Source organism: Vibrio viridaestus (assembly GCF_003856525.1).
Lineage (GTDB): Bacteria > Pseudomonadota > Gammaproteobacteria > Enterobacterales > Vibrionaceae > Vibrio > Vibrio viridaestus.
Window position 1 is genome coordinate 172,937 of the sequence record NZ_RJVQ01000007.1, and the last position, 26,454, is coordinate 199,390.

The 26,454-nt window shown below is 40.5% G+C and carries 25 protein-coding genes; 13 read left to right on the top strand and 12 right to left on the bottom strand.

Features of this window, described 5'->3' with window-relative positions; genetic code table 11:
* Positions 1-50 precede the first annotated feature (50 nt).
* The 3 genes from EES38_RS15875 to cspE form a co-directional block, all read right to left on the bottom strand.
* Entirely contained in the window at positions 51-1,733 is a 1,683-nt protein-coding gene (locus EES38_RS15875; RefSeq protein WP_124938197.1) for a sensor domain-containing diguanylate cyclase, read from the bottom strand.
* Positions 1,734-1,893: 160 nt separating this feature from the next.
* Entirely contained in the window at positions 1,894-2,034 is a 141-nt protein-coding gene (locus EES38_RS22210) for a hypothetical protein (RefSeq protein ID WP_166434290.1), read from the bottom strand.
* Positions 2,035-2,294: 260 nt separating this feature from the next.
* Complete coding sequence (cspE, locus tag EES38_RS15880) at positions 2,295-2,507, bottom strand: transcription antiterminator/RNA stability regulator CspE (RefSeq protein WP_124938198.1); 213 nt, start codon at positions 2,505-2,507, stop codon at positions 2,295-2,297.
* 462 nt (positions 2,508-2,969) lie between these two features.
* On the opposite strand from cspE, the gene EES38_RS15885 reads away from it, so the two are divergent.
* From EES38_RS15885 to EES38_RS15895, 4 genes are all read left to right on the top strand, one after another.
* The gene (locus EES38_RS15885; protein WP_124938199.1) at positions 2,970-4,931 is read left to right on the top strand and encodes a methyl-accepting chemotaxis protein; all 1,962 of its coding nucleotides are present in this window, start codon (positions 2,970-2,972) and stop codon (positions 4,929-4,931) included.
* 211 nt (positions 4,932-5,142) lie between these two features.
* Positions 5,143-5,367 carry a hypothetical protein gene (locus tag EES38_RS22075; protein WP_148090382.1) on the top strand — a complete coding sequence of 75 codons (225 nt, stop codon included), beginning with the start codon at positions 5,143-5,145 and terminating at the stop codon, positions 5,365-5,367.
* Between the two features lie 100 nt (positions 5,368-5,467).
* Positions 5,468-6,376, top strand: coding sequence for a LysR family transcriptional regulator (locus tag EES38_RS15890; RefSeq protein WP_166434291.1), 909 nt, complete (start codon positions 5,468-5,470; stop codon positions 6,374-6,376).
* A gap of 156 nt (positions 6,377-6,532) precedes the next feature.
* Positions 6,533-6,847 (top strand): hypothetical protein, encoded by a 315-nt coding sequence (locus EES38_RS15895; protein ID WP_124938201.1) that lies wholly within the window; start codon positions 6,533-6,535, stop codon positions 6,845-6,847.
* Positions 6,848-6,915: 68 nt separating this feature from the next.
* On the opposite strand, the gene EES38_RS15900 is transcribed toward EES38_RS15895, so the two are convergent.
* Positions 6,916-7,749, bottom strand: a complete 834-nt coding sequence (locus EES38_RS15900; protein WP_124938202.1) for a LysR family transcriptional regulator — start codon at positions 7,747-7,749, stop codon at positions 6,916-6,918.
* 116 nt (positions 7,750-7,865) lie between these two features.
* Between EES38_RS15900 and EES38_RS15905 the strand changes: the two genes are divergently transcribed.
* From EES38_RS15905 to EES38_RS15915, 3 genes are all read left to right on the top strand, one after another.
* Positions 7,866-8,516, top strand: a complete 651-nt coding sequence (locus EES38_RS15905) for a glutathione S-transferase family protein (RefSeq protein WP_124938203.1) — start codon at positions 7,866-7,868, stop codon at positions 8,514-8,516.
* A 40-nt stretch (positions 8,517-8,556) separates the two neighbouring features.
* A complete protein-coding gene (locus tag EES38_RS15910; RefSeq protein ID WP_124938204.1) occupies positions 8,557-9,180 on the top strand; it encodes a LysE family translocator in 624 nt (207 codons plus the stop codon).
* 118 nt (positions 9,181-9,298) lie between these two features.
* Positions 9,299-10,633, top strand: coding sequence for a sensor domain-containing diguanylate cyclase (locus EES38_RS15915; RefSeq protein ID WP_124938205.1), 1,335 nt, complete (start codon positions 9,299-9,301; stop codon positions 10,631-10,633).
* 23 nt (positions 10,634-10,656) lie between these two features.
* Here EES38_RS15915 and EES38_RS15920 read toward each other — a convergent pair whose 3' ends face one another.
* From EES38_RS15920 to EES38_RS15945, 6 genes are all read right to left on the bottom strand, one after another.
* Entirely contained in the window at positions 10,657-11,136 is a 480-nt protein-coding gene (locus EES38_RS15920; protein WP_124938206.1) for a DUF4865 family protein, read from the bottom strand.
* A gap of 192 nt (positions 11,137-11,328) precedes the next feature.
* Positions 11,329-11,811, bottom strand: coding sequence for a GNAT family N-acetyltransferase (locus EES38_RS15925; protein ID WP_124938207.1), 483 nt, complete (start codon positions 11,809-11,811; stop codon positions 11,329-11,331).
* A 56-nt stretch (positions 11,812-11,867) separates the two neighbouring features.
* Positions 11,868-12,317 carry a GNAT family N-acetyltransferase gene (locus tag EES38_RS15930; RefSeq protein WP_124938208.1) on the bottom strand — a complete coding sequence of 150 codons (450 nt, stop codon included), beginning with the start codon at positions 12,315-12,317 and terminating at the stop codon, positions 11,868-11,870.
* 78 nt (positions 12,318-12,395) lie between these two features.
* Positions 12,396-13,181, bottom strand: a complete 786-nt coding sequence (locus EES38_RS15935) for a TSUP family transporter (protein ID WP_124938209.1) — start codon at positions 13,179-13,181, stop codon at positions 12,396-12,398.
* Positions 13,182-13,334: 153 nt separating this feature from the next.
* Positions 13,335-14,252: a DMT family transporter gene (locus tag EES38_RS15940; protein WP_124938210.1), complete on the bottom strand. Its 918-nt coding sequence runs from the start codon at positions 14,250-14,252 to the stop codon at positions 13,335-13,337.
* A gap of 100 nt (positions 14,253-14,352) precedes the next feature.
* Positions 14,353-15,123, bottom strand: a complete 771-nt coding sequence (locus EES38_RS15945) for an AraC family transcriptional regulator (protein WP_208020466.1) — start codon at positions 15,121-15,123, stop codon at positions 14,353-14,355.
* A 140-nt stretch (positions 15,124-15,263) separates the two neighbouring features.
* Between EES38_RS15945 and EES38_RS15950 the strand changes: the two genes are divergently transcribed.
* On the top strand, positions 15,264-16,346 hold the full coding sequence (locus EES38_RS15950) for an ABC transporter substrate-binding protein (protein WP_124938211.1): 1,083 nt from the start codon (positions 15,264-15,266) through the stop codon (positions 16,344-16,346).
* A 287-nt stretch (positions 16,347-16,633) separates the two neighbouring features.
* On the opposite strand, the gene EES38_RS15955 is transcribed toward EES38_RS15950, so the two are convergent.
* Positions 16,634-17,104, bottom strand: a complete 471-nt coding sequence (locus tag EES38_RS15955) for a DUF3237 family protein (protein WP_124938212.1) — start codon at positions 17,102-17,104, stop codon at positions 16,634-16,636.
* A gap of 206 nt (positions 17,105-17,310) precedes the next feature.
* Between EES38_RS15955 and EES38_RS15960 the strand changes: the two genes are divergently transcribed.
* Positions 17,311-19,158 carry a M3 family metallopeptidase gene (locus EES38_RS15960; RefSeq protein WP_124938213.1) on the top strand — a complete coding sequence of 616 codons (1,848 nt, stop codon included), beginning with the start codon at positions 17,311-17,313 and terminating at the stop codon, positions 19,156-19,158.
* A 64-nt stretch (positions 19,159-19,222) separates the two neighbouring features.
* Here the strand turns inward: EES38_RS15960 and EES38_RS15965 are convergent, their stop codons facing one another.
* The gene (locus EES38_RS15965; RefSeq protein WP_243694209.1) at positions 19,223-21,250 is read right to left on the bottom strand and encodes a methyl-accepting chemotaxis protein; all 2,028 of its coding nucleotides are present in this window, start codon (positions 21,248-21,250) and stop codon (positions 19,223-19,225) included.
* Between the two features lie 344 nt (positions 21,251-21,594).
* On the opposite strand from EES38_RS15965, the gene EES38_RS15970 reads away from it, so the two are divergent.
* From EES38_RS15970 to EES38_RS15985, 4 genes are all read left to right on the top strand, one after another.
* Positions 21,595-23,190: an ABC-F family ATPase gene (locus EES38_RS15970; protein ID WP_124938214.1), complete on the top strand. Its 1,596-nt coding sequence runs from the start codon at positions 21,595-21,597 to the stop codon at positions 23,188-23,190.
* Positions 23,191-23,312: 122 nt separating this feature from the next.
* Positions 23,313-24,182, top strand: coding sequence for a GNAT family N-acetyltransferase (locus EES38_RS15975; protein ID WP_124938215.1), 870 nt, complete (start codon positions 23,313-23,315; stop codon positions 24,180-24,182).
* A gap of 124 nt (positions 24,183-24,306) precedes the next feature.
* The gene (locus tag EES38_RS15980) at positions 24,307-25,098 is read left to right on the top strand and encodes a helix-turn-helix transcriptional regulator (RefSeq protein ID WP_124938216.1); all 792 of its coding nucleotides are present in this window, start codon (positions 24,307-24,309) and stop codon (positions 25,096-25,098) included.
* Between the two features lie 109 nt (positions 25,099-25,207).
* Positions 25,208-26,440, top strand: a complete 1,233-nt coding sequence (locus EES38_RS15985; RefSeq protein WP_124938255.1) for a Zn-dependent hydrolase — start codon at positions 25,208-25,210, stop codon at positions 26,438-26,440.
* The last annotated feature ends 14 nt before the right edge of the window (positions 26,441-26,454 follow it).

A 26,454-nucleotide genomic window follows, 5' to 3' on the forward strand; every position in this document is an offset into this window, starting at 1 on the left:
AAACTGGCTTCACTTATTTGTTATAAGCGGTAAGCTTGGATCGATGCTTGTTAATCGTGTGGCTCAACACGATTTCTGCCATGATTTTTTGCTAGGTAAAGTTGTTTGTCCGCACGTTCATACAGACTATCGAACGTGTCAGATCTTGTGCTGGTGGCAATCCCAAAACTTGCGGTAATGGTAATTTCCACACTTTCATGTCTTAACGGCGTATCTGCGATAGTTTGACGTAAATGCTCGGTATAAGCGTGTGCCTGACTCGCATTTGTATCAGGTAGTAGTACCACTATTTCCTCACCGCCCCAACGCGCGATAATGTCGGTTTCTCGCGTGTTATTTTTAAGAAGCGTTGCAATATGTGAGAGTGCAAGATCGCCGATATGGTGGCCGTAGGTATCATTTATCGTTTTGAAGTGATCGATATCCATCATGACAAAACTCATTGACTTCTTCGAGTTGCTCGCCGTATGAATCAACTTAGTGCTTGCGTTTAACAGTGAACGACGATTAAACAAGTTCGTTAATGGATCGTATGAGGACAGGTATTCTGCTGTTGCTCTCTTTTGTTCGACGGCTTTTAGACGATAAGCAACGATAACAGCAAGAATAATGGCTTCGAAGACTACACCAAAGACAGCACCGTTATAACTGTAGTAGTTATAAGGTAAGACTCCCCAAACGGATAGGGTCGTGACCAGCAGTCCCAGCATACTGCAAGACACAGCGATTAAGAAATACAAGGCATCTCTAGTTTTACCAAGATTCATAAGTCCGAGAAGGATCATGATCATGGTCGTGAGAGATAAGAACTTAAATGCCAGAGTGGTTGCCCAAAGGTGATAGCCTAGGCTGATTAGTACCACCATCGCTAATATACCAAGCGCGCTATAGATCTGAAGAGCCCGATTCCAACGAGGTTTTCGCTTATGAATTGCAAGGAAGTTAGCAACAAATACCAGCCCTGATACGCCATGGAATATCATAAAAATAAGCGTGAGATGATTTGCTATAAAAAGTGAGTTGGGATAAATCCAAGCAAAACCATACCCGTTGTAGGAGATATTTACTATGATAAAACAGCTTATATAGATTGAATAATAGAGCGCATCGAGTTGTTTAAGCGAGCTATACAAAACAAGGTTAAATCCTACTAGCGCTAGTAAAATGCCATACAAAATACCAGAAGTAATATGAATCTGGGAATCGAGTGACCTTGCTTGATAAGAGTCTAATAAGGCTAATGGCAGAGTTAATGGGTCTAAGGATTGTCCACGAATGAATATTTGACTTTTGCCAGGCGGTAGAGTCATGTCAAAGACAAACCCAACCCCTGGGAGCAAGTGATTATCTGCAGGCTGTGAGTCTCCTGAATGCCATTCCTGAATTAATCCTGCATCATTGACTAAATAGATAGAAAGATGATCGACCCAGGCTTGGGCTGCATTAAGACGACGATATTGTGCAACGGTTGTGTTGTTCTGCAGGTCTAAACGAATCCATGTCGCGTGGTCACTAATACCAAACGATAAAAAGTTTTGCGGAGGATGCGAAATTCTGTCGGTGAGAAATCGTTCCTTTGCCTGATTTAGTGAGATGGGGTGGGTGCTGTCTTCATGAAAATAGCTCACTCCAGACAATATTGTTGGAATGTTGCTTGGTTCACTCGTCTGAGCAAAGGTTGGATGAAAAAAAGTGGCAATCGCGAGGAATACCAATAAGAAACGCACAATCATGATTCGAAATTCTACTTACTTTGGAACGAATAAGAGTATTCATCCCACTTAAAATAATTTTTATATCAAGAAGCATAATACTATCTTCTATATTACGCTAATTATTAAACCAGAATTGAACCATTATTGATAAAATTATTTTTAATAAATGAATCTACATTTATAAGTTAAATAATTTTTCTTGTTCTCTTTGTAACAGAATATCCTCTATTTTTCGTCTTGTTTCATTAAGGTTTTTACTTTTGTCTTCTTCAGAGCTGATAGGTGGAGTATTCGATTTTTTGGGTGCTTTCTTTTTCATTTCATTGCCTTAGAAGTATGTTTGTTCGATTGAAAGAACGGTTTAATGCTGACTTATATTTCATGGGTCTTGCAAGAGATGGAATTGGTTAGGATGAAAAGAGTTATGGAAGAGTGAGATCTTTTTGTGCTAGTAATTTTGTTTTGGCTTTGTGATACCAGTAGAGTTGGCGACTTGTTCTTTTAGACATAGATTCCTTAAATATCAATTTTTGGACTAAAGGCAGTGATTCAATCATGAATCACTGCCTTTGAAATTTTTTAAACCGCAGTTACGTTTGCTGCTTGTGGTCCTTTACCGCCTTGCTCGATGGTAAAGCTCACTTTCTGACCTTCAGTAAGAGTTTTAAAGCCTTCAGATGCAATAGCATTGAAGTGAACGAATACATCTGATCCGCCATTGTCAGGAGTAATAAAACCAAAACCTTTAGTTTCGTTAAACCATTTTACTAGACCAGTAGTGTTATTAGACATAGATACCTCTGTTTATAAATTTCAAATTAAGTTAACGCTACGAACAAATGCTATTTCATGGACTATAAAGAAAAGTAATCGCAGGCGTATGACGAAAGGTATCGAAGAAGCTAAGAGAAGACTTGTACTTGATGTTTCACTAATAACTCTTTGCAAGAGCTGAGTACACTATACACGTTTAAAATAAGATAGATACATTTATTTTACTTATGGTTCATATATTAGTTATCAAACAATTACAAGATTAACAGCTGAAAGGAGCTTTTGATAAACTAAGTAGGTTTTCATCAGCAAAAGCCAATAATATCGTAAAGTTATTGAATAAATTGCCGTTATCCCTAATTAGGTTATGGGAATTATTCCCTTAGTTTGGTTTTAGTTTGCACTACACTGGCTGTGTTCTAAGAGTGTATGGTCGCTAAATTTGCGCAATTATAATAAGTAATTACTGGAGATTACATTATGTGGCTGGATCGTGTATCAATGAGCAGAAAACTCTATTTTGCTCCTTTACTTCTTATTTTCATCTTAATAGGTATCACCATAACGAGCTCTTTTCTTCTCAATCACCTTTCTCGTGATATGGAAACCATTTCTTTCGACCTTGCCCCTGATACAGAACTAGCCGCAGAAATGACAGATAGCATGTACCGCATGCGATTAGCGGTTAAGAATTTCGTTCAAACTGGGAATAATGAATTCGCTGACCTTTTTCAGAAGCAATCTGACGAGTTAATCCATACCTATTTTGCGCGCGCTCACCAAGAGATTCAAAACCCTAAACGTTTAGAAATTATTAAGAAACTAGAAGGTGAAACGAAAAACTACATTAATACATTCACTAATAATGTTGTACAAAACATGCAGCGCCGAAATGTTTTAGTGAATGAGCATTTGAATGTATTTGGCCCTCTTATTGAAAAAAATCTAACGCAGGTTATGGAATCTGCACGAAACGAAAATGATATTCTTGCCGCTTATCATGCGGCGCAATCAGTACGTTCATTGATCCTGAGTCGGCTGTATGTCATGAAGTTCTTGGTTGAAAATAAATCGGAACAAGAGCAACGATTTAATAACGAATTTAATGTTCTAAACAAACAAATTGAAAGCTTACTTGCAACACTACAAGTATCTCAACGGATAAAGTTAGTCAACGAAGCGAAAGATCTTATTTCTCAATACCAACAATCTGCACACGAAGTTGCTACACGAATTTACACACGCAATGAAGGAATAAAGACACTTGATACTGTCGGTCCCAAAATTGCGTCCGATATTGCTGATTTAAGAAGGTCAATCAGCCAATCAATGGAAGAAGCAGCAACAATAGCCAAAAAAGACACAGAAGAGTCAATACGTATCCTATACCTGGTTTCTTCGATTGCAGTCATTATCGGTCTGATTATCACTTACTTAATCAGTAAGGCGACCTTAAGAAAGCTGCACGATATCAATAATGTCGTAGCGGATATTGCTGAAGGTGATGGAGATCTGACGATTCGTATCCCTGTGACCGGTAAAGATGAATTGGATAACCTCGCGTCCAATTACAATATATTTGCTGATAAGCTGCGTGGTACAGTTGCTCAACTGATTGATGCTGCGGGTAAAATGTCATCATCTTCAGATACGCTTGCGGAACGATCAGTAAAAACACAACAGCAAGTATCTGAACAGCAATCTCAAGCTCAGATGATTGCTTCGGCAATAACAGAGATGTCAGCAAGTGCGCAAGATGTCAGTAATAGTGCGATTGATGCAGAAACTCTCACTCAGTCTACAGCTACAGCCGCGACACAGGGAACCCAGGTTATTATTACTGCCACAAAATCCATGGATGCACTGTCAAGTCAGATCATGGCGGCAGGTAATACAGTCGAGATGCTTAGAGCTGATAGTGAAAAGATTGGCTCGGTACTCGGTGTGATTGTGAGCATTGCTGAGCAGACGAATCTACTCGCGCTCAATGCGGCTATTGAAGCGGCAAGGGCAGGCGAGCAAGGGCGTGGTTTTGCTGTTGTGGCTGATGAAGTTCGTTCATTAGCATCCAGAACTCAGAATTCGACAGAAGAGATTCAAACGATAATCGAGGGATTCCAACGTAGAACCGAAGAAGCCCACCAGGCCATGGTTGTTAGTCGTACCAGTGCTGATCAAACCGTAGAAAAAGTAAATTCAGCAAATGAAGCCTTAGCCGCTATCGAGGGCTATATGCACGAGGTAAATAGTGAGATCTCTTCTATTTCAAACGCAGCGGGACAACAGGCGGCAGCATCCAATGAAGTGAGCGAAAGTGTGAATAAGATGTCTGAAATTAGCCACAATACCATGGCAGAATCAGTGGAAACCACGCGTGCTGTTGAAGGGTTAAATCAGCTTGGTAAAAATATTACTCAGCTACTGACACAATTTAGAATTTAAGTGGGATTTTTTAAGCGACAAGAACCGGACATAATGTCTGGTTCTTTCGTTAGCGTTTACGTGATAGAAAATTCAAGAAAAGAAATGTTCGTAAACCACAACTCGTGAGATTTAAATAAGATAGATGAAATTAACAGTGTTAGATTATGTGATCATGAGCAAACTACGTTATATTTAGGGTATGTTGTACAACCATGGAAGTATTATTGCTTTGAACGGTAAATTACATGCTTTTCTTGCTTCTAAATCTTTTCGTTTAGCCAGTTGGACTGGGTGTATTTTCGGTCTTTTGTACTGTGCGTTTCTGTTTGTATCCTTTGATGTCAATTCGCCATGGCATTTCTCTGGAACTGAAATACTTGGCAATCTCTTTCTATGTGTTGCGATCGGTATTCTAATAGGTCAGATCGTTGCACGTTTACGCAATTTAGATTGAGTTCTAGATAGGAGCAGTTTGGTCAATTGGACCTAAATAGTGTTAACATCGCCATTCTTTATTACCGAGTTTGCGAGATATTCGACAGATGTTGCCTGCTATGGATTTCAACAATTTATACTACTTTTACTTGGTTGCTGAGCACGGTGGTTACACAGCTGCGCAAAATGTATCGGGGTTGACTAAGTCACTTTTGAGCCGTCGCATTACTCAACTTGAAGATCAGCTCGACGCCAGATTAATTCAACGCAATACCCATCAATTTGCCCTGACGAGCACGGGTAAACTTCTGCATGAACGCTCTGCACAAATGGTACGTGAAGGTGTACTTGCTTACGAGTCTGTTTCTGAGGTTTCCAGTGAACCCATGGGACCAATAAGAGTTTGTTGTCCGACAGTCCTTGCTCAGTATCATTTAGCCCCAATTATTCCTGAATTTATGAAGTTATATCCCAAGGTCATCGTCAATATTGATGCGACAGATAGGCCAGTCGATATAATTGAAGAGATGTTTGATTTAGTGTTACGTTCTCGTGCCAATGTCGATGATGTGCCGGGACTTATAGCCAAAACTATCGCTCGTTCGCAGCCGATATTGGTTGCCAGTCCTGAAGTTATTCAGCAATACGGCATGCCAAAATCACCCTATGATTTGCAGAAGGTGCCAACGATAAGTTCGGTAATGGATCGCCATGAAGGAGAGCAAATTTGGCATGTCACGTCGAGTCAGGGCGATGTGGCGGAAATAAAACATACGCCAGTACTATTCTGCCTTAATCCGAAAGTTCAGCACGAAGCGGTGGTACAAGGTGTGGGTTTTGGTTTGATTCCAGAGGCACTCGCAGCAAAAGATCTCAATAGTGGCGGCTTAGTCAGGGTTCTTGAAGAGTGGTCTACAGAAGCTCATTTAATCCATATTTTATTCCAAAGCAGAAAACACATGAATCCAGCCGTGAGAGCCTTTCTTGACTATTTAAGTGAAAAGTTACCTTTATCTCTCAATAAATGAGTTTTTGCTATCTATCAGATTTTAGTTGCTGTCCTAAATATAGAACAAGTCGTTTTATTTTTGCTTGTTGTTATGAATATGGAACAGAGTATACTTCTGCTCTGTGACAAGATTACAGCAAAATAATTACACATATAAAAATATTAGGAGAATGTTATGAATCGTTTATTAGCTTGTGCAGCACTTTCTACCGCTCTATTTTCTGTTGGCTCATTCGCAGCAGGCGTATCAATGAATGTTGAAACTGTTGGTAATAATGCTTACGTTCAAGTGAAGAATGGTGATGAGCCAATGTCAAATGTACCTGTAACCGTAACAAATGGTACAAATACACAGGTTGTTACCACTGCAGAAGACGGACATGTTTTAGTGAGCAACTTTGATAGTATCTCTCACTCTTATACTTTCACTGTTGACGCTAAAAATGGTCAAGACGTGTCTGAAACTCGTTTCTTGAGCAAAGCTCACTAATTTTTTTAGGCATGGGAAAATTCTCTCTCATGCCTAAGTGTTTACCTCTCAGATTTTCTCACCTCAGTTTACAATTCACTAAATTTCCCCAGCTTTTCAAGAAACTCTTGATCAAGTAAAGAATGCGACGCTATTCCCGGTACAAATACAATGTCGACCGCAGGTAAAGATGGCATCCCGTCAAGTATTTCAAGATCTTCAGTGACACTAAGCCGTCCCATGGCTCCGATAGCTAGGCCCGCTCGAACGATTGAGCGTTGAGCTGACGCGGTGTTGCAACAGGCGACCAACTGGTAGTTAGTCCCACGTTTGGCTAATCCATCTATCGCTGAAGCATGATACTGACAATCATTTTGAAACAGCGCCAATGGAAGGGGGGACGACGTATCCATTTTATAGTTTTTACTGCTAATCCATACACCTTGGTCTGATGCGAGCCAGTACCCTTCCTCTTTCCCTGGCGATCGAGTGAGGATTGCCGCATCAATTCGATCTTCATCAAGCCAATCTCTTAATATGGCACTTGGCTCGCTAAAAATTTGAATCGAACATGTTGGCTTGGATGCCATTAAAGCTTGCACGACTTTTGGCAGAACCTGCTCATTGTAATCTTCTGGACAACCTAGCCTTAAGGGGCGCTTATTTTCATACCGTTTTACTTGTCTTAGAGCGTTGTTGTGTAATGTAACGAGTTGATCTGCATGGCTTCTCAGAGACAATCCCGCTTCACTTAAAACGAGATTTCTTCCATCTTTAGTAAATAAGCGGACACCTAGTTCATCTTCTAATTTACGCATCTGCGCACTGAATGCTGACTGGGTACGATTAATCTGTTTCGCAGCGCGAGTGAAGCTACCAGTTTCGACGAATGCGAGAAAACTACGTAAAGCATCAATATCCATTTATGATTGATTATCCATCTATTTTATTAATATATACCATCAAAACTATCCGTTAGTTTCAGTCATTAATATACCTTAATCTCGTATAAAACACAGTGAGTCACAAAGGAAGAAATATGAAACTAATTATAGGAAATCAGAACTACTCGACTTGGTCAATGCGCGCTTGGCTTATCTTTAGCCAATGCAATGTGAAAGCTGAAATAGAAAAACTGATTCTGTTTACTCCAGAGTTTTATGACGCTATCGAAAAGGTTTCTCCTGCTAAAAAAGTGCCAGCGTTAATTGATGGCGATATTACAGTTTGGGACTCGTTAGCCATTCTTGAATACGTCAACGACAGCTACCTGAATGGAAAAGCATGGCCTAGCTCCCCACAAAATAAAGCAAAAGCTCGGTCAATCGCCTGTGAAATGCACTCAGGATTTCCTAATTTACGTAATGAGCTTCCTATGAATTGTCGGGCCAAAAGAAAAGTGTCACTGAGTCCAGCAGCTTTAGCGGAAATTAACCGAGTTGATGAACTTTGGTCTGAGCAAATGGAGCAATATCCGGGTCAGTGGCTATTTGGAGAATGGTCAATCGCAGATGCGATGTATGCACCTTTAGCATTAAGATTTGAAACATATGGCATTATATTGTCTGATATAGCTCGTCAGTATCAATCGAAGGTACTGAGTAGTAATGCCGTGAAGCAGTGGTTGGCCGAAGCCAGTTTAGAAACAGACGTTGTTGATGAAGACGAAGCCGGTGAACCTTTGAAATAGCCAAATAACTTTATTAATTCTATACCGAAAAGGAAAAAAAATGCCTGAATATGGACATCTAATGACTTTTTGTTTGGTCTCACTCATTATGGTGCTGACACCAGGCCCGAATATGATATACCTCATATCTCGTTCAATGTGCCAGGGAAAGCAAGCTGGAATAATGTCATTGAGTGGCGTATTAGTTGGATTTATAGTCTATATGTTGTCGGCTGCGTTGGGCGTCACAGGGTTACTTCTTGCGGTGCCTTATGCTTACGACTCCATCCGTATTGCAGGTGTATGTTATTTGCTATTCCTCGCCTATCAGGCGATCACCAATAAGAAGACGCTGATTTTAACACAAGACTTAAACGTGGTAAGTCGGAGAAAGTTATTTTCAATGGGGTTTTTTACTAATATTACTAACCCGAAAATCGCCATGATGTACCTATCTCTGCTTCCTCAATTCATAACACCGGGACATAATGAATTTTCTCAAACTCTAGTGCTTGGAGGTATGCAGATTCTTATCAGTGGGATAGTTAATTTGGTTATTGTTCTTACCGCCGGGTTGGCTGCGCACCACTTAATAAATCAAAAACTATGGTCAATGATTCAGCGCTGGCTGCTCAGTACTGTTTTTGGATTAATGGCCCTTAACATGGCAATAGCTCGAAGATAAATTAAAATTGCGAGCAAAATCTAAATAATTAATCTTAAACAAATCTTTCAATAGCTTAGGCGTGAAATAAAATTTATATAAGCTAATCTTTTATAAACGCCTAGCTTTTGAGATTTTGATGATAAAACAGCAGTTCATTTCTGTTAATGCGGTGATGCGCCTAGTCACTACCATGATCGTTATCATGGTGTTGTTAGTGTATGCCATTACCGGAATTTTTATCTATATCATCGAAAAGGACGAGCTTCAGGATCTCTATACCCGCATTAATCTCGCTTTAAACGTCGAAGCAAATCATGACCTTGAAATTGTAACCGAATACAGTTTTTGGGATGAGTCTTACCAAAATATCGTGGTTAAAAAAAATAATAAGTGGATTCAAGATAATATTGAACACTATGTTCTTACAAAATATCAGTTCGATTTTGCAGCCTTTCAGAGTGCCGACGAACAAACTCATATCATTGCTCAGCAGCATCACGATAAAATTTCCTCTCAAGATCTAACGGATGCATCGTTACCCAATTCCAATTTAATGGGTGTTGAAGGCGCGAGTTTATTTGTAAACTTAGGTGGTGCGATATACCAAATCGTAACAGTTCCATTTGTTTCAGAAGAGACAGAACAAAAACGTGCAGAATCATTACTTATCGGATTTCGTATTACTCAGAACTATTTAGATAAGCTCGTCGCTAATTATGAGTTGCCTAATATATCGATAAGTCACAACCTTGATGCCAGTAACCGCGTGGTGTTAAAAGATTTTGTTGGGAATGTTCAGGGTATTTTGACCTGGAAACATATTTCGGCCACTAGAGCACTCATACCGTATATGTTAATTGCAGGAATTATTTTGCTGTTAGGCTCTATATACGTTACACGTCGTGTCCTCTATGCGGAACTTGGTGTTAGGGTTCATTATGAACAGCGACTGTATCAGGCAGCGACAAAGGATGATCTTACTGGGATTTCGAATAGGAAATTTTTCATCGATTATGCTGAAAGAGAATTTAATTTTCTGAGGTTAGAAGGGCGGCATTACAGTTTACTTATGCTCGACATCGATTACTTTAAGAAAATTAATGACACCTACGGGCATGCGGCTGGTGATAGCGCACTGAATCACTTCGCAGAGGTATGCAAAAATGCGCTGAGAGAAAGAGATTTATTTGGACGTATTGGTGGGGAAGAATTTGCAATATTCCTGCCTGATACAGATCAAGATAACGCTTTTGCTGTTGCTGAGCGGATTCACGCGCAATTGAGAGAGCATCCGATAACCGACATAGGGATAAAGCATGTTAAAGTCTCAGTCAGTATTGGGCTGGCTGGTCACTTATTGAATGCGATCTCTTTTGATGAGCTACTTAAATATGCAGATGAAGCTCTCTATCAGGCAAAAAGTGAAGGACGAAACCGGACGATCATAGCAATCAACACGACTCATTCCTGATAGAGGCATTCCAAAGAGGTATTCTATCTCGCAATATAGCCGATCTTATAGATGCAATCTGGTGGTGTGTTTGTTAATGACGTTTGTCCACTTAACCACGAAACGCCGATGTTACTCCAGTCTGCGTAATTGGTGGCGCTTATGTCACTGGCATTATCAGAGCAGTTAATCAGAGCAAGTTCATGCTCTTGCGTTGGCTCAAGAGATAAGTGATCGATAAACCAAGTCTTTATGACTGGACGACCAAATTGATCGCACAACGCCTTAAATCCATCACTCTTTAAAAATGACACCATGGCTTCGTGATTCTGCCATACATAAAAAGGTGCGTATCTGTTGACGGTACATGGGTATTCTTGAGAATTCTTTTCTGAATATAAATAGGCTTTAAATTTCAGTCCGGGATAATGGTTGAGCAAGTGTCCCTTGGTTTCAATGCGGTTTTTGATAGTGTCCATTGGATAATCTGATGGAAGGGTTATGACATATTGCATTGCAATCATACGACGTGACTCCTATTGATATTAATTGGTGGGTATCTCGTTGTTTACGTGATGATTGTGTCACTATCTTAAAATAAGGAAAATCAAAACTTTTAGGAGTAATTGTCCTTATAGTTGGGATTATTTCACCGCTTCGTTTTCACTTTAGCGTCGACTGAGAATGGGGTTTGAAATACCAGAGATTAGTTGAGGTTATGCGAGTCCTAGTTCCATCATTTGTGCATCATCACCGTAAGTTGGAGATATCTCGATACTAATAACTTTAGTAAATCCGAGCTTATGCCAGAATGAATGTGAATCTTGAACGGAAACTAAACGAATGCGAGTAAAGCCCATTGATTTTGCTTTAGTGATTAAGTGCTGAACCATTTTAGAGCCAATACCCTGACCATTGACCTCAGGTGATACGGCAAGGTCATGAAGAAATAAGGAGGAGCCAGCCGTGTCATCTGGTAACAGCGTATGCAATTTCGGTGGGGATTGACGATCCCAACCATGAGCTAACAAATAAGCACATACAGTACCGTCAATATTATAAACAAAGCAGCTTTCTGGAGATGTTTCCCATTTACACTTGAGCACGTTCAGTTGTTCAGGAGGTACTTCTTTATAAACCGAGTTTTGCACGCTGAGAATTTCATTCCATGAATTGTGACTGATTTTTGTAATAGGCATCCTTCTACCTCAATCCGTTTGTCTATTTGACTAAAGTAACTCAAGCTGTGTAAAAATCAATAACGTATTAATCTCATTGGAATAAAGCGAATTCCATTAAATACAGATTCGCCATCTGTGGCTTCAAAGCCACAAGATTGATAAAAGCTGGCTGCTTTAAGTGAGGAGCGCAGTTCAATCTCGGGTGCAGTAGTCATTTTCAATAGAGCATTAAGTAGCGCTTTACCTATTCCTGTGCCACGCGCTTCATTTTGTACGAAAAGATAGGTTATATAATTGCTGTCACGAATGGTCCCGAATCCAAGTAAATCACCCTCTGACGAGAGCGCTTTTAGGGTAAAATAATTTCGATTAGCAAATAGATTATCCACTTCATCCATCACATACGCTTTGTAGTGCAATTTGCCTTCTTCGGGTAACTCAGGGAGGATTTCTTGTTCAGAAACGAATGACATCAGAGCTTTTATATCAGCTAAATCGGTTATGCGCGCCTTCTCTATAATCATTAGCTATTCTCCCCATCGATTACTATTTATATTTTATGTGCTTTAAATAGCTCTAGCGTATTCTTTTTTAGAACTTTATCACGCTAAGAAGTATTTGTAGCCCAAAGAAAGCATTAACAAACTTAGTGACAATGAAATAGTGCTTTTGACGAATTTAGATCCGTGTTTCAAAGCGGCAATGCTGCCTAAATGGTTCCCTAATAAGTTCATAATTACAAGTGGGATTGCCAGGGCATACAATACATTGCCCGCGAGAATAAAAGCGATTAATGCTCCGACATTAGAAGAAAAGTTGAACAGCTTGGATGTCGCGGATGCGGAGATAAGGTCGAATTTAAGCAAGTAATGCAGCGCAATAATTAAAAAGCTACCTGTGCCAGGGCCGAAAAATCCATCGTAAAATCCTATGCAAAATACAGTCAAAGGAACACTAAATAAAAGGGTCGAACGCGCAGGGGTGACTTCCGTGCTTTCGCCATTTGAGCCTTTGGGCATAAACGAAAAAATGATACCGATTGGCAGGAATGCAAGAATGATCTTTCCGATCGTATCTGGATTAAATAGCATAATTGCTTGAGCACCAGCATACGCACCTAATAATCCTGCTGGTATTCCAGTGGCAACTGCTGACCAGACGACCTTCTTATTTTTAGTAAAGTTCTTTATTGCAGCAATGGTACCAATAGTACCGACGATTTTCTCTTGTCCTAGCGCTAATTGCGGTGGCAGACCTGCCAATAAAAACGAAGGGACTAATATCAAACCACCACCTCCCGCTACGCTATCGATAAACCCTGCAGCAAATGCAGACAGCATTAAGCCTAGTAAAATCCAGTATGTTATTTCATAGCCTAATAATTCCATTTCCTATTTCCCATTCATTATAATCTTTGGCTTAATTTAATTTCACAAATAACATATGTCAATAGTTTAATTTTGGGTATTTTAATATAAAAAACCTCCCAAAATACAATGGGAGGCTCGATTCTTTCCTGTGTGCTCGTGGAGATAAAACGCTTAAATAGGTATCTTTTCCAATCTACGAGTAGGGGATACCTGTAAGATTAAGCAGATCATGACTAATGCCATACCGATCCAGCCAATCATGACAAATTGCTCACCAATAACTTGTATAGCAAGTAGGGTTGCAATAACTGGCTCAAGTAGGGTAATCATTGTTGCCTGACTTGCCGCAATACGATTCAGACCATAACCAAACAAGAGATAACCGCAGAACATTGGAATAACTGCGATATACGATATCGCCGCTATATTCGTGACCGAATCAAATAGCCCTTCACCAGTAAAAATAAGTGTCGGTAACAAGATAAGTGCGGCACAGCCAAACATGCTTGCCATTGACGATTTTGAACGGATGCCTTTATCGATAAGGCTCTTTCCTATCCAGGCATAAAGGGCGTATGTTAGTCCAGCCAGTGCGCCAAGTAACATTCCGAAGTAGTGGTAGCTGGGTGTGGACGTATATGAAATGGAGGAAACTTTACCCAGTGATAAGAAGGTGACTCCAGTTAGCCCAAAAGCAAAGCACACCCACCATTTTAATGAGACACTACGTTTGCTAAAAAGACGTTCAAATATCGCTGAGTAGAGCGGTGCGCTTGCAATAGAAATGATATTGCCAATTGCCACACCAGACCACTTCATTGCGGTATAAAAGGCTAAAGGGTAGATAGCGACAGACAATCCACCGATAATAATCCATTTGATATTTTGGGTAAGTAAAATTCTATCTTGTAAGAGACTCTTAATAGAGCACAACACTAATAATAGTCCGCCAAAGCCCATAGCAACTGCACCTATTGCTAAACTATTCACATTAGGTGCAAAACTTGCTGCGACTCCAGTCGTACCCCAAAATACACTAGCCAAAATAACCGCTAGCGTTCCGTAAAATGATTCATTTGATTTCGTCAAAACTGACATTCCTTAACGGCTTTTAATAGTGCGTATCTTACTTAAAAATAGAAATTACATTTGTGCTAATCAGACGCAAATTAATGGTAACTAGACGGACTTATTGATACAGCTTAGAAGGGGATACACCATAAAATTGTTTAAACCGACGACTAAACGCCGCCAAGTCTGAATACCCTACAGTGTTGGCAACGATTTGGATGGAATAATCACTGTGTAGCAAAAGTGCTTTGGCTTTTTCCATCCTAAGCCGAGTGATGTAACTCATCGCTGTTTCATTGGTCTGTGCACGAAATAGCTTTTTAAACTGTGTTGCACTCAGGTAGGCGATGGAAGCCAATTTTACAATACTCAAATCTTCAGCAAGGTGCAGATCAATAAATTCAATCACCTCTTTGATTCGTCGGTCGAATTGTTTAAGCAATTGTTGCTCTGATAGCAATACAACAAACGTTTTAAACAATATTGAATGCATATCTGCACTGACCTGATGATGAAGTTGAGCTTCGATAAAATTGAGGTAGCGACTCATAGGGAGATTGATTGTAAAAACGTCCCCAGTAAAGTCCCGTAGATTGTCAGGCAGTGCTGTCATATCAGCGACAACGAATTTTGCTTCGGTCTCTGCAGTAAAGTGATGTACTTGACCCTCACGAATAATAACACACTCACCGGGCGCAACCTTACCGGTAAAACCACCCACATCAATATTAATAACACCTGAAAGGGGAAGAACCAGCTGGTGATAGTCGTGCTGGTGTCCTTGTTTATCGCGGTTATAAGAACGAATAGAGAGTGTATTGAGCATGGTTTCTATCATAGACCGAATGTTAAACAGAAGTATAACAGTGGTTACGCTTAAAATAAGCATCAAATCCATGAGCTAGGCGTTAAATGATATTTGTTTGCATTTGCATTATTAATAAAACTATAATGAGTGAAAATTATTTAGGGTCGATAAATCAATCCATTAAATATGGACTGATTAAGAATAAATACAGGAAGACATTCATGTTTAAAACGTTGTTGAGCATTGCTGCTCTTAGTTTTAGCTCTCTTGCGATGGCAGAAACCACGACAGTTACCGATGTACTGGGTCGCGAGGTTACCTTTGACGCTCCGGCTCAACGAGCGATTGTCGGTTTTTATCCAGAAGATTACATGGCAATTGGTACAGAAAAAGCGTACGACCACGTTGTCGGTATGTCGAAATATATTTGGCAGGCACGCAGTGAAAACTGGAAGCTATATGTTGAACACCGCCCGTCGCTAGATAAAATTCCTGGTATTGGTCGTGTTGATACCAATACTTTTTCAGTCGAAAAAGTGATTAGCCTAAACCCAGATTTATTGATGTTAGCTGATTGGCAATATAAAGGGTTAGGGGCTGATATTAAACGTCTCGAAGATGCTGGAATACCCATTGTTGTTGTGGATTACAATGCTCAGACTCTGGAAAGACATGTAAAAAGTACCCAATTGATTGGTGTTATTACCGGCCAGGAAGAGCGCGCGGCTAAAATAAGCAAAGAGTACAGTGATAGTCTGAATGATATTACGGCTCGTTTAGAGAAAGCTAACTTACCAAAACCTAAAGTCTATACCGAATACGGCGCTGCCGGTATCGATGAAATAGGGTATACGTTCGGTAAAAATATGTGGGGCGCTATCGCAACTATGGCTGGTGGAGATAATATTTCGGCACCTTATGTTGAATGGTGGGGCAAACTGAATCCTGAGATGATTATTGCGTCAAATCCAGATGTTATTGTTATGACTGGATACGAAACTGGCAGTTCTGATACGTCTATGGTGATGGGGCAAGGCGTACCTGAATCACTCGCGAAAGAACGTTTGGCTGGGTTTAAAAAGCGTACAGGTTGGTCATCTATCTCTGCGGTTAAGAACAACCGTATGTATGGTGCATATCACGGAGCATGTCGCACGATTCTTGATGGAGCAATGATTCAATTTTATGCTAAATCTATGTATCCACAGTTATTTAAAGACTTGGATCCAAACAAAGCTTATCTCGATTTTTATAAAAAGTATCTTCCTGTTACACCAGAAGGTACATTTATGACTCAGCTTTAAAGGCAATAAAAAAGTTGGTGAAAGCCAACTTTTTTTGATTCTGAAAGTGCAGTTAAATAAATTAACTGTTTACAGCAAGATAAAGTACTAATGCTGGAGTGCCGAATGCTAACAAAACAGCGATTGAGAAATAGTACGCATAAGCTTGTTTAAAAGACATGACATTTACTCTGTATTAGGAATTGTAGAACTTCATTATTCAACTATTTTTTAATTTATTCAAATAAATTTGATATATGAAACACATTAATTCCATTAGGTTGACATATACAACAGACATTTGCGACTTATTTCACTTTATACATATCCAAGTACACGCCAGATGCACTGCGCTGAGCACTACAGACAAACAAATTCTCTGTCAGCCATTGCAGTGATTTACCGTATACCTCAAATGTGGGCGTCGTTTTAAAGTAAATATCTTGTGCAGATATTTCATTGAAGAAACTCATATCGTGACTAAACAATTGATCTCGCCATTTCTCGGGAATTCTACGTATTCCATTGTTCTCAATATAAAATGTTTCACCATCGTTTGTTTCAACAGCGTAACGTGCAGAGAGGCGGCATAGTCCATTCTTATCAATGATCTGACTATCAATTCCTCCTGGTAGAACCTTTCCCTCGATATCACCTGAAACCGAACCTGAAGCGATGGGGATCAGTTGGCGTTTGCCATATTCTCTATCATTGCTAACAACGATAGGGGAGGTAACTTGTATTTCTATGCGAAATGAGAAGATAAGTTGTGGGCTCATATGTAATAGTTAACTTATTGATTCAATGCTACAACAACTAACATAGGATGAGTGATGTCGCAACTGGCAGTTGAAACAATCTCTCCAATCAAGTTCGTACTAAGTTCTTGTCGAGTTACTTGAATATTCTATCCATTAGTTGAAAAGGAAAAGAATCGGTTTAGTATGGAAATGAAGTGAAACCAATAACCTAAAAGTAGGTAGCCATGACCGCAACGAGTTATCTGAATACGCTAAATCAAGAATATCTATCCATTCATAGAACAAAAGAGGATTTATTCTGGGAAACTTACATGGGGACAAGCGATGACCATGATGCATCCGCCGAAGCGCAAACCCAGTGGACGGAGTTTTTGAGTAATCCCACGCGTATCAGTGAATTAACTGATCAAATCGAACAAGCCAAGTCTATTGCAGATGAAAAAGTAAAAAGTGAGACGATTAGCGGTCTGCAAGGTTGGTTGGCCATGTTTAAAGCTCATGCTATGGAATCACAAGAGGCTCGTGAATTTAAACAGAAGTTAATTAAATTTGAAGCTGATCTATTCGAAAAGAAAAAAAATCATTCGATGATCTACGTGGATGAAAACGGAAACGAAGTGGATGGTTCACTACCTACATTGAGCTCTGCCATCCGCACCAATGATAATGAATCTGTAAGACGTTCCGCTCATCAGGCATTATTAGATTTAGAACAATGGCTTTTACGAAATGGCTTTTTAGATTTGGTAAAACTAAGAAACCAATTCGCCCGCTCGCTAGGCTATGATTCCTTTTTCGATTATTCCGTCGTTAAGACTGAGCAGATGACCAGTGATGAGCTGTTCAGCATTTTGGATGATTTTGAAGTACGCACTCGCGATAGTCACCAAAAAAGCCTAAAAATGCTTGCCGATAAGAAAGGAGAAGATGCTCTTATTGGGCATAACTTTGCGTTTTCTTTCGCTGGGGATGTGATGCGAGAACTCGATCCTTATGTCCCATTTTCTAAATCATTACGTCGTTGGATGGAATCATTTGGTCGCTTAAATATCGACTATTCACAGGCAGAATTGACGTTAGATCTTTTAGACCGAAAAGGAAAATATCAGAACGGATTCTGTCATGGTCCAATACCGTCTTTTTATAACCAAGGTGAGTGGGTTGCCGCTAAAGTTAACTTTACGAGTAACGCTAAACCCGATCAGGTTGGCAGTGGGTACGATGGTATTAACACCCTGTTTCATGAAGGAGGGCACGCTGCCCACTTCGCAAACGTAAAACTAAACGCACCGTGTTTTTCCCAAGAATTCGCTCCCACATCGATGGCTTATGCGGAAACTCAGTCAATGTTTTGCGATAGTCTATTGACCGATGCAGATTGGTTAAAACAATATGCGCTGGATGCGAATGGTCGAGCTGTGCCTGATAGCATTATTAAAAAAATGATCGAAAGTCGTCAGCCATTCAAAGCGTATGGAGAACGCAGTATTTTGGTCGTACCTTATTTCGAACGCGAGCTATATAAACTGTCCGATGCCGATTTGACACCAGAACGCGTAACTCAACTTGCCAGAGAGATGGAGCAGAAGATATTAGGTCTTGCTTGTAGTCCTAGACCGCTATTAGCGATACCTCATCTGTTATCAGACGAGTCGGCCTGTTCGTATCAGGGATACTTGCTTGCACATATGGCTGTTTACCAGACACGCGCTTACTTTACGCAGCAGTTTGGTTATTTGACCGATAATCCTGAAATCGGTCCGTTGCTTGCTAAACATTACTGGTTACGTGGTAATAAAGTGTCTCATAATGCGACGATTGAAAGCCTAACAGGTGAAGGCTTCAACGCTAAATACCTTGCTGATGTTTGTAATCTATCCTCTGAAGAAGCGTGGAGTTTGGAACAACAGAAAATCAATCAGCTTGAAGGGCGCATACGTTCGGAACCTAAGACATTGAATGCCACCATCAATGTGGTTGATGGCGACAAATTGATTAGCTCTAATCAAATTGATGATGAGGAATTGTGCACAGAGTTTGAGCACTATATTGAGACAACGTACGGTCGTTAAAAGTAAAGGGCGACAGCAGTTGTCTGGTGTCACCCTCTAATTGCACTATCTTGTTTGAACTAACTTATACTTTGAACCTATCTACCTGAGCACTCAATTCTTTATAGAGTTGATTTAGTTGATTAAACTGGCTGCGAATTTCTTTAGAAGCATGACCGACACCGTCAGTCTGATCTTTCATTGCAATCAAATTCTCATTGATGTCATTCGCAACAGATGCCTGTTCTTGTGTCGCATTGGCCGTTTGTTCCGAAAGATCTTTTACAGTGTAAAAAGATTGGGAAAGTAAATCGAATATATGAATTACCTCATCGAAACTTTCTACCGTATTACCTGCACTTTTTCGGCTGTTTTCAATCGCTTTAAATGCATCAGTCACACTGCCGTTAAGTTGGCTAATCATGCCTTCAATTTTATTGGTGCTCTCACTTGTTTGCGTCGCAAGCTGGCGAACTTCATCTGCGACGACAGCAAAGCCGCGTCCGTGCTCCCCAGCTCGTGCTGCTTCGATAGCTGCGTTGAGTGCTAAGAGGTTAGTTTGTTCAGCTATCCCACGAATGACTTCCAGAACAGACGCGATCGCTCCTGAACTCTTTTCCAATTCACTGGCTCGAGATAAAGCCGCTTCAATATTATTGACCAATTCTGAAATGGCGGTTTTTGAGTTCGATACGGCTCCCATTCCTTTTTGCGCTGCTTGACTTGATTCTGTCGCTTCATGCGCGGTTCCCTGAGCGACTTCGGCCATTTGCTGATTGGCAACATTCATCTCTGTTGCTGCGCTAACTATTGAATCTGACGATCCGACTAATCCGTCTGAGAGAGAATTGACTGAGTTAGAGACTTCAGAAAGGCGAGAGGTCGTTTGGCCTAACGCGGTTTTCTTTTCCTGGATAATGCTGATTATTCCCTGCAGTCTTTCGACAAAGGAATCAAACTCTTGTGCAAGATCACCGAGTTCATCTTTAGACTCGCTGTTTATTCGCGCTTTCAAATCACCATCGCCTTCGGATATTTCTCTGATTCTTCGTGCGATATTTTTAACGTTAGCCGTAATCTTAACCGGAATGTAAAAGCCGATAACAAAGGCAATGATAAATCCAATGACAATAATAATTGTCGCAATGGTCTGTAGACTTTCTATTTCCTGTAACGTCTCCTGTTCAGATTCTTTTGCTCTTTGTCCTACCGCTTCGCCTGCTTTGTCTAAAATATCTCTAATTTGACTAAAGAACGTATCAGATTGAGCGAATAAGTCTTTCTCGAGTGTTTTGTCTGCGACTGAAGAGGACTCAAGAAATACGCCGCTATCTTTAAACCAGTCTGAGAATAGTGTGTCGAATTCTTTATAGGGCTCAGTGAAGTTGGGCTCATTTTTCAGCAAAGAGGTATAGGATTTGAATCGAGTCATGGCCTGAAGCGCATTTTCTTCAAATAGCTTCACATTGTCTTTGTAAGAGCCAATACCGTTGATTATTTGTTGTTGAACTAATCTAGCTTGGTAGATATCACGGTCTGCATTCAGCACTTCAGCGACTGCTTCTGCGTAGCGTTCGAGGGTTTCTTGATTGATGTTTCCTGATTTGTGTACGTGATCTCTTAGTGATTCACCTGCCATATCCAGCATGTGCCTAAGTTTTTTGAAATTCACATCAAGCACGTCTAATTGTTTTATGAGCTGCTGATTACGTTCGATATTGGAAGATACTGACTTAGTGCGTGCGATCCATTGTTCATATAATGGGTAAAAGTCATTGAACTGCTTATTAATCGTTGGCTCGTCTTTTAATAGTGCAAGATACTTTGAAAAGCGGTCATAAACTTGTTTGGCGTTTTCATCAAACGTTGCCTGTGCTTCGGAGTAGGTAATTTGACCACTATGAGCCTCTTCGAGTGCCAATCTTGCTTGATAAATATCTCTATCAGCGTTAAGAATAACAGCGACAGCTTCAAAGTAGATTTCGCCCTGTTTCTTCATTGCTTTAGCTTCCATGTTCGTAATGACGTACATGAAGGCAAAGATACTAATACCTATTACTGCCAAAAGTAGAATAGGGAACAACATTTTTAATCGTATTGTGTTGACTCGCATATTACCTCTCAACAGAAGTTTGGAACGCAGACCCTATTCAGTGTAGGTAGCACTAAGTAAGGATGCAAAAAAACCACTAAATGAGTTTCATAAAAGCGATGTAAGTGGATAAATGCCGTGCTCTATTTGATAGTTTTAAAAACAAGCACTAAAAAAGAGAGAAGTCTAATTCGCCAGATATTGCGTGGTGTTCGTGTTGCAGTTATTGGATAGTTCGCCAACAGTTGACTAGAGAAATTCAAAACCACTGTGATGTTTATCACTAAACCTGTTACTATATCGCCAGTTTAATGAGTTGGTGTTGTTCCAACTCTTTTGTTTTTAAATCCAACCTGGAATGTCCCGTGTTATCAACTGCAAACATCACAATGCAATTTGGCGATAAGCCATTGTTCGAAAATATCTCTATTAAACTCGGTAACGGTAACCGCTATGGCCTGATTGGTGCGAATGGTTGTGGTAAATCGACGTTTATGAAAATCCTGAATGGTGAATTAGAAGCATCGTCAGGTAACGTATCGTATGATCCTAATGAGCGCATTGCTAAATTGGGTCAGGATCAGTTTGCGTTTGAAGAATATACAGTAATCGATACTGTTATCATGGGACACAAAGAACTTTGGGCCGTTAAGGTAGAACGAGATCGCATTTATGCTCTGCCTGAAATGTCTGATGAAGATGGTATGCGTGTTGGTGATTTGGAAACCGAATTCGCCGAGATGGATGGTTACTCAGCTGAAGCTCGCGCTGGCGAGTTACTGCTTGGATTGGGTATCCCAGAGGCTCAGCACTTTGGCTTAATGAGTGAAGTTGCCCCTGGCTTGAAACTAAGGGTATTGCTTGCTCAGGTGTTGTTTGCTGAACCTGACATCATGTTCCTTGACGAACCAACGAACAACCTGGACATGCATACAATCGCTTGGTTGGAACAGATTCTTCTGGCTCGTGACTGTACCATGGTTATCATTTCGCACGACCGTCACTTCCTAAATACCGTATGTACGCACATGGCTGACTTGGATTACGGTGAAATTCGCCTGTTTACCGGTAACTACGATGAATACATGTTTGCTGCTGAGCAAGCTCGCGATCGTCTGCTGGCAGATAATGCGAAGAAAAAAGCTCAAATTGCAGAACTGCAAACATTCGTAAGCCGTTTCTCTGCAAACGCCTCAAAAGCGAAACAGGCGACATCTCGTCAGAAGCAATTGGATAAAATTCAGCTAGACGAAGTCAAACCGTCGAGTCGTCAATCTCCATTTATTCGTTTTGATCAAGAAAAAGAACTGTTCAGAAACGCACTGGAAGTGACGGGTCTGACTCAAGGTTATGGCGATAACATCCTATTCAAAGACGTTAACTTACTGGTAGAAGTCGGTGAGCGTATTGCTATCATCGGTGAGAACGGTATTGGTAAGTCAACCATGCTCAATACCCTTGCTGGCGTTATGGAGCCGAAATCTGGCGAAATAAAATGGTCAGAAAATAACAACATCGGTTATTACGCCCAAGACCACGCTCATGATTTCGAGCAGGATATGACTCTATTAGACTGGATGGGACAATGGAAGAACGAAGGAGAAGACGAGCAGGTTGTTCGCGGTATCCTTGGTCGCATGTTGTTCTCGCAAAATGACATCAAGAAATCGGTAAAAGTGATTTCTGGTGGAGAACAGGGTCGCATGTTGTTTGGTAAGCTTATTATGCGTCGTCCAAATATCCTATTGATGGACGAACCGACAAACCATATGGACATGGAATCGATCGAAGCGCTTAACCTTGCATTAGAGAACTACAAAGGTACGCTATTGTTTGTTTCTCATGACCGTCAATTTGTATCATCAATCGCAACACGCATCATTGAAATTACTAAAGATGGCGTAAGAGATTTCCACGGTACTTATGATGAGTATCTGGCGAAGCAAGGCCTTGCTGGTTAAGCTTATTTAGTTGAATCAGGCCGCATAGAACTGCGGCCTTTTTTATTGCCCACTTAAAGATGTTGATAGTATCAACAAACTGAGTTACTCTTTGTTGATAGTATCAATAAAGAGTAACTCTGATGAATGCAACTGTTCAACAGATAAGAAGTGAATTACGCTATTTGGTCCGTGAACTGGGATTGCTCGATAAGAATTGCCTCAACTCGGGTCTATCGTTATCGCAGGCGCACCTAATGACGTATTTACACAAAAATGGGCAGACCTCATTTTCGGAATTGGGCACTCAGCTCAATATCGAAAAAGCCTCTTTGAGCCGAACTCTGAACAACCTATTAAATCAGGCACTAATACATGCCTATCCAGAATCGACAGATAAAAGGCAGAAACGCTTTGAACTCTCGACTTTGGGTATTGAACGACTCGGTGAAGCTGATACTGCTGCCAATGAAACACTTGGTCGTCTTATCCCTCAATTAAGCCTGAATGAGGCGGAAGAGGTTATCTCGGGTCTTCGAGCTTTGCGCCTTTGCGCATTTAGAAATAACGCCTCGATTGATCCGTCGCGAGTACAAATAGAGGAACTGACGACTTCTTATAAAGAGGATGTGTTGCGTTTAATTCACGATACATTCGCAAAAGAGCAGGCTATTCCGGAGGACCTTGTTCCGCTGCCAGATGATACACCTCAATATTGGTGGGTAGCCAGGTCAGGCGAATACATACTGGGTGCTGCCGCTGGCTGGTATGAGAACGAAGAATGGCATTGGGGAAGGTTTGTTGTTGACTCACGATTTCGCCAGCTTGGTATTGGTTTAAAGTTGGCTTCATATTCTCTCCATCAACTTCTGACTATGACGGATAGTATTTATATTGAGGCACGCGATATTACGGTTTCTATTGTTGAGCGATTAGGTGGGCAGATTGTAGGTAAGCCATTTGATTTCTACGGCATGCCTGTTACTCCGATGCGCTTAGCGAGACTCAATTAATAAATAGCCGTTTTCAAATGATCATATTCAATTGTCGATGAGTAAAGATAAGATGCGAGATAAATATTTTATTTGTGTTAGAGTTAACTCAAATAAATACGTAGAAAAAATCAGACACTAACTGATGAATACAAATTACTTCAACGGAGATCAGGCAGTTATTAACGGTATTGCCGACCTGATTTTGTCGGTAGGACAACCCAATTTCTTTGATAAATTAACCTATTTACTCCGCACAACGGCAAGCTTTGATGATTACGTTATGCTTGTTTATCACCCAGCGAAAAAACCTACTGTGTTATGTTCGTCGTTTGCAACCGACGAATTGGCCGTGTGGGATGCGTATCTGCAGGGCGCTTATCTTTTGAGCCCGTTTTATGATTACTGCGCAAATGAAGGTAATGAAGGGTTAGTTAGTCTGGATGATATCGCACCTGATGATTTTTATGACAGTGCCTATTACGAAGAATACTTCCATCCCTCAAAACTGGTTGATGAAACGTGTTTTTCTGTTCAGGGACAAGACGGCTCCGCGTATCTTCTTTCTCTGGGAAGAACTAAATCGCTGCCCCGGTTTAATCATAGAGTGCTTTCTAAGTTAAGGGCTTTATTTCCTATCTTAAGTTCAACTGTCAAAATGCATGATATACAGATGTCTCCGCCAGAAAGGGAGTCTAATTTATCGCTTCGTGAAGTGATGAACGGCTTTGGTGGCGATGTACTAACACCCAGAGAGAAAGAGGTCATGCAACTATTGATTCGTGGATTCTCTAGTAAAGAAGCAGCCCGAAAATTAGATATTTCTTATGAGACTGAACGGGTTCATCGCAAAAATATCTATAGCAAACTAGAAATTAGCTCACAGAAAGAACTACTAGCCAAAATATTTGATGAAATTATGAATTTAAACAATTAGTTATAGATAGTTTGTTATATCGGCTACTGTCTATACCTCAATCGGGTAATAGTAATGTTTACTCATCAGAATAAGCTAATCCTATGTAGAGAAAGGACAGCTTACTGTGATGATAAATGAATTAAAAATAAATCTGCCTCGATTAGAACGTTTCATTTCTGATATGGCGAAGATTGGAGGTACCGAGAAAGGCGGTTGTAACCGTCAGGCTCTCACCTCACTTGATAAAGAAGGTCGTGAACTTTTTTTATCTTGGTGTTCTGAAATAGGTGGAGTGGCCCGACTCGATTCAATGGGTAATCTATTTGTACGTTTCTATGACGATAGAAAAGATCACTTGCCAGTTTTAATTGGTTCTCACTTGGACACTCAGCCTACTGGTGGAAAGTACGATGGGATCTATGGTGTTTTAGGGGCGTTGGAAGTGTTATATACCCTAAAGGAAAGCGGTCTATCGATTACCCATCCGATTGATATAGTCGTATGGGCAAATGAGGAGGGCGCTCGCTTTTCGCCTGCTATGTCTGGTTCGGGTGTCTTTGCCAATAAGCTAAATGAAAAAGAGATTTATCAGTCTACTGATGAAAAAGGTATTACTTATCACGAGGCATTACTAAAGAGCGATCAGTTAGGTGATATATGCTGCAACGCGTTTCCGTTTAAAGCTGCATTAGAATTACATATTGAACAGGGTCCTATTCTTGAAGCTGAAAATAAGCCGATTGGCATTGTGTCAGGTGTTCAGGGGATGCATTGGTATGAAATCACATTAAAAGGAAAGTCTGTACATGCTGGCCCCACACCTATGACGATGCGACATGATCCCATCAAAGGTATGTCTGAGGCACTTAGCAAGCTGTACCAAGAAATTGTTCGATATGGTGATGACGCTCGTTTAACAATTGGTAAAGTTGCAACACATCCATCTTCCCCAAATACCGTGCCGGAGACTGTCACGTTTACCATTGACGTTCGGCATCCAAATCAAACTACATTGAATGAAATGAGTCATCAGTTTGAGCAAGTTATTCAAGATGTGACAGCCACTCATTCATTAGGTTGCGATATTAAGAAACTATGGCAATCACCCGCTGTTGAATTTTCTCCGCAATGTATCGACGCGATACATTCGTCATGTAAAACGTTGGATCTTGATTATCTGCGTATCGTTTCGGGAGCCGGACATGATTCAGTTTATCTCTCTTATGTCGGTCCTGTTGGGATGATTTTCGTTCCTTGTGAAGGAGGGATATCGCATAACGAAGCCGAAAATGTTGCATCTCATCATATAGAAGCTGGAGCAAATGTTTTGCTTCACAGTGTTATCAAATTAGTAGAATAAAAAGGAGTTTATTG

Excerpts from the sequence above, each read along its gene's own strand:
- EES38_RS15895 (WP_124938201.1), top strand. The coding sequence starts at position 6,533 with ATGAATCGTTTATTAGCTTGTGCAGCACTTTCTACCGCTCTATTTTCT.
- EES38_RS15975 (WP_124938215.1), top strand. The coding sequence starts at position 23,313 with ATGAATGCAACTGTTCAACAGATAAGAAGTGAATTACGCTATTTGGTC.
- cspE (WP_124938198.1), bottom strand. The coding sequence starts at position 2,507 with ATGTCTAATAACACTACTGGTCTAGTAAAATGGTTTAACGAAACTAAA.
- EES38_RS15930 (WP_124938208.1), bottom strand. The coding sequence starts at position 12,317 with ATGATTATAGAGAAGGCGCGCATAACCGATTTAGCTGATATAAAAGCT.
- EES38_RS15985 (WP_124938255.1), top strand. The coding sequence starts at position 25,208 with ATGATAAATGAATTAAAAATAAATCTGCCTCGATTAGAACGTTTCATT.
- EES38_RS15900 (WP_124938202.1), bottom strand. The coding sequence starts at position 7,749 with ATGGATATTGATGCTTTACGTAGTTTTCTCGCATTCGTCGAAACTGGT.
- EES38_RS15945 (WP_208020466.1), bottom strand. The coding sequence starts at position 15,123 with ATGCTTATTTTAAGCGTAACCACTGTTATACTTCTGTTTAACATTCGG.
- EES38_RS15965 (WP_243694209.1), bottom strand. The coding sequence starts at position 21,250 with ATGCGAGTCAACACAATACGATTAAAAATGTTGTTCCCTATTCTACTT.
- EES38_RS15980 (WP_124938216.1), top strand. The coding sequence starts at position 24,307 with ATGAATACAAATTACTTCAACGGAGATCAGGCAGTTATTAACGGTATT.
- EES38_RS15920 (WP_124938206.1), bottom strand. The coding sequence starts at position 11,136 with ATGATTGCAATGCAATATGTCATAACCCTTCCATCAGATTATCCAATG.
- EES38_RS15950 (WP_124938211.1), top strand. The coding sequence starts at position 15,264 with ATGTTTAAAACGTTGTTGAGCATTGCTGCTCTTAGTTTTAGCTCTCTT.
- EES38_RS15915 (WP_124938205.1), top strand. The coding sequence starts at position 9,299 with ATGATAAAACAGCAGTTCATTTCTGTTAATGCGGTGATGCGCCTAGTC.
- EES38_RS15955 (WP_124938212.1), bottom strand. The coding sequence starts at position 17,104 with ATGAGCCCACAACTTATCTTCTCATTTCGCATAGAAATACAAGTTACC.
- EES38_RS15960 (WP_124938213.1), top strand. The coding sequence starts at position 17,311 with ATGACCGCAACGAGTTATCTGAATACGCTAAATCAAGAATATCTATCC.
- EES38_RS15875 (WP_124938197.1), bottom strand. The coding sequence starts at position 1,733 with ATGATTGTGCGTTTCTTATTGGTATTCCTCGCGATTGCCACTTTTTTT.
- EES38_RS15925 (WP_124938207.1), bottom strand. The coding sequence starts at position 11,811 with ATGCCTATTACAAAAATCAGTCACAATTCATGGAATGAAATTCTCAGC.
- EES38_RS15890 (WP_166434291.1), top strand. The coding sequence starts at position 5,468 with ATGGATTTCAACAATTTATACTACTTTTACTTGGTTGCTGAGCACGGT.
- EES38_RS22210 (WP_166434290.1), bottom strand. The coding sequence starts at position 2,034 with ATGAAAAAGAAAGCACCCAAAAAATCGAATACTCCACCTATCAGCTCT.
- EES38_RS15905 (WP_124938203.1), top strand. The coding sequence starts at position 7,866 with ATGAAACTAATTATAGGAAATCAGAACTACTCGACTTGGTCAATGCGC.
- EES38_RS15910 (WP_124938204.1), top strand. The coding sequence starts at position 8,557 with ATGCCTGAATATGGACATCTAATGACTTTTTGTTTGGTCTCACTCATT.
- EES38_RS15935 (WP_124938209.1), bottom strand. The coding sequence starts at position 13,181 with ATGGAATTATTAGGCTATGAAATAACATACTGGATTTTACTAGGCTTA.
- EES38_RS15885 (WP_124938199.1), top strand. The coding sequence starts at position 2,970 with ATGTGGCTGGATCGTGTATCAATGAGCAGAAAACTCTATTTTGCTCCT.